Here is a 2,247-nt window from a genome sequence, read left to right on the forward strand (position 1 = left end):
TATTGCAATTTTTGGTACAATTTTACCTAATGCTTTAGATCCACATGAAACGATGGCAGGTAAAATTTCAATTGCGACTTTTGGCATAGTAGGTACTTGTTTACTATTTTCTATAATGTATTTTATTGTGAAAAAGGCTATTTTAAGAGGATAAGTTGTTACATTTCTAATGAAAAGGTAGAGGATATATGTTTTTAAAAGCTTCATATTCTGAGTTTATTAATTTTATTATCCTGATTACAGTTATTTTAGTTCTATGGAGATTAAAGGTATGGTCTAATAAAAAATATAATGTTCCTAAAGTATTCAAATGGTTCCCTAAAAGATGGGGGAAAAGAAAAATTTTAGAACAGTTTTACCAATCAAAACTTGATGTTGAAGGTAAAGGGATTTGGATTACTTATTATGCTGTAGATTTATATGTTATAACTATTCCATTACAAGTGAAAAAATATAATACACTTTAATGTTCTGTTTTTTTATTAAGAAGTTTTAAAATACGGTAAGTGAAATTACAGGTATAATTTTATGTGAATATTAAAGTTAAAAAGCTAATTTTCTATGAAAATTAGCTTTTTATTTATTGTTAACAATAAATATTGAATTTAATAAAAAATGCATTTAGAAGGGATCGTAGTTGCCGCGCATGTGGAATCGCTGAGTCCTGGCGTTTATGCCGCGAAAGTTCCTTGACGATGAGGGGAATCCTCATGCAAACTCGCCAGAGGTGGCCCCAGAAGGGCGGTTTTCGCCCGCTGGGGTTGGCTTTGGGAGTTTGAGGGTTCGGAGGCTCGTGGTCAAGGGAACCGTGGAATAAAAAGCGAGGACGGACCCCAGGGCAGGGCAAAAACGAATGTCTTCGCCAAGATTGGTGGTTCTAATGTTAGAAAAAGGAGAATAAGAATATAGCATATATAATAGGGGTACCGTCGAAGATCGATAGAGTAACAATATAAAAAAGAGAAAGGCATCTTATGATGTCTTTTCTTTATTTATTAAAGGACCTGCTCACATATTTTCTAAAATCATAGACTAATGTAGACCGTTAAAATACATGAATGACTCAATGTTTTCCCCTCCTATTTAAAGTTAAAGGAGGAACTATTATGGGCTTTGGTGGTAGTTGTGGAAGTTGTGGCGGTGGCTTTGCTGGAGGCTTCGCTTTACTCGTTGTCCTCTTTATACTATTAATCATAGTTGGAGCTGCTTGCTTCTGCTAAAAAAACTATCAGAAAAGACACTCTTATGAGTGTCTTTTCTTTATTGGGTCCCGCCAGCATTTTAGAAAAAACTCATATTAAGCAAAAAATACAATAAGCCGCCCATATGGACAGCTCATTTACATAACTAGAACTTGTTTTAAAAATAAAAGTGAAAAAATTTCAGATGTGAGGGGACATTCTATAGTTAATTATCTCCTCTATTCAATCTTAGTAGTTAAACACTCCTAAAGAAGAAATTGCGTCATTCCATCCATAATCATTCAGGTTAATGGTATGTCCCCAATAAGCGTAATTGTCCCAAGCGTAAGTAGCTCCCCCATAACTAGCATGTTCCCAAACTCTTGTATAGCCACTAGCTGCAGTACTAATTGAAGAAATTTGATCGTTCCAGTAATTACCGACGTAATCTGTGTAAGTTCCTATTGCATAAGAAATACGGGATCCACCTTTATTAATATCCCAGTAGAAATCAGTATAATTTGGTCCAGTACCCAGAGTAGTCAAGTTTTCTTTCTTGATTAGTTCTGCTTTTGGATTTTTATATTCACGGTGTTTTTCGTATTCTTTATTTTGAACAAATTGCTGAAATTCTTTTTCATTGGTGAATCCATACTTAATTTCTTTTCCATTCTGATCTTTCGTGAAGAAGATATGTTTTACTTGACTATCTTGGACGGGAGAACTTGCTTTTTTCCCATTAATCAGAACAAATTGACTTTTCCCCTCTTCAGCAAAGGTTGAGGGTGCTACTGAAAAAAAGACTGCAATTAGAGCAAAGCACATCAAGACAACCGATTTAAGATTTCTTCTCATCAAGATCACCTCATAAATGTATTTTTGGGGTATTTATACTTTTTTGTAATAAAAACAAAATATCCCTTAGGTATTCTATCACCCTTGAGGTAAAAGACATATAAAAAGTAAAATTTTAACAAAAACGTAGTTAAAGTTTAACAAAAATGGAGTTAAATTTTACACATAATACTGGGGTACCGCCAGCATTTCGGAAAAAAAACACGCTAAG

Annotated in this window: 3 protein-coding genes; 2 read left to right on the forward strand and 1 reads right to left on the reverse strand. The window is 34.0% G+C overall.

Annotation, left to right across the window (positions count from 1 at the left end; genetic code table 11):
• Window positions 1-188 precede the first annotated feature (188 nt).
• Both C568_RS0130075 and C568_RS34035 read left to right on the forward strand, forming a co-directional pair.
• The gene (locus tag C568_RS0130075; RefSeq protein ID WP_018783728.1) at window positions 189-467 is read left to right on the forward strand and encodes a hypothetical protein; all 279 of its coding nucleotides are present in this window, start codon (window positions 189-191) and stop codon (window positions 465-467) included.
• A 639-nt stretch (window positions 468-1,106) separates the two neighbouring features.
• Window positions 1,107-1,220 (forward strand): YjcZ family sporulation protein, encoded by a 114-nt coding sequence (locus C568_RS34035; RefSeq protein WP_003203942.1) that lies wholly within the window; start codon window positions 1,107-1,109, stop codon window positions 1,218-1,220.
• A gap of 210 nt (window positions 1,221-1,430) precedes the next feature.
• Here the strand turns inward: C568_RS34035 and C568_RS0130085 are convergent, their stop codons facing one another.
• A complete protein-coding gene (locus C568_RS0130085; protein ID WP_018783729.1) occupies window positions 1,431-2,036 on the reverse strand; it encodes a hypothetical protein in 606 nt (201 codons plus the stop codon).
• Between the last annotated feature and the right edge of the window lie 211 nt (window positions 2,037-2,247).

Source organism: Bacillus sp. 95MFCvi2.1 (assembly GCF_000374965.1).
GTDB classification, from domain to species: Bacteria; Bacillota; Bacilli; order Bacillales; family Bacillaceae_G; genus Bacillus_A; species Bacillus_A pseudomycoides.

Excerpts from the sequence above, each read along its gene's own strand:
- C568_RS34035 (WP_003203942.1), top strand. The coding sequence starts at position 1,107 with ATGGGCTTTGGTGGTAGTTGTGGAAGTTGTGGCGGTGGCTTTGCTGGA.
- C568_RS0130085 (WP_018783729.1), bottom strand. The coding sequence starts at position 2,036 with ATGAGAAGAAATCTTAAATCGGTTGTCTTGATGTGCTTTGCTCTAATT.
- C568_RS0130075 (WP_018783728.1), top strand. The coding sequence starts at position 189 with ATGTTTTTAAAAGCTTCATATTCTGAGTTTATTAATTTTATTATCCTG.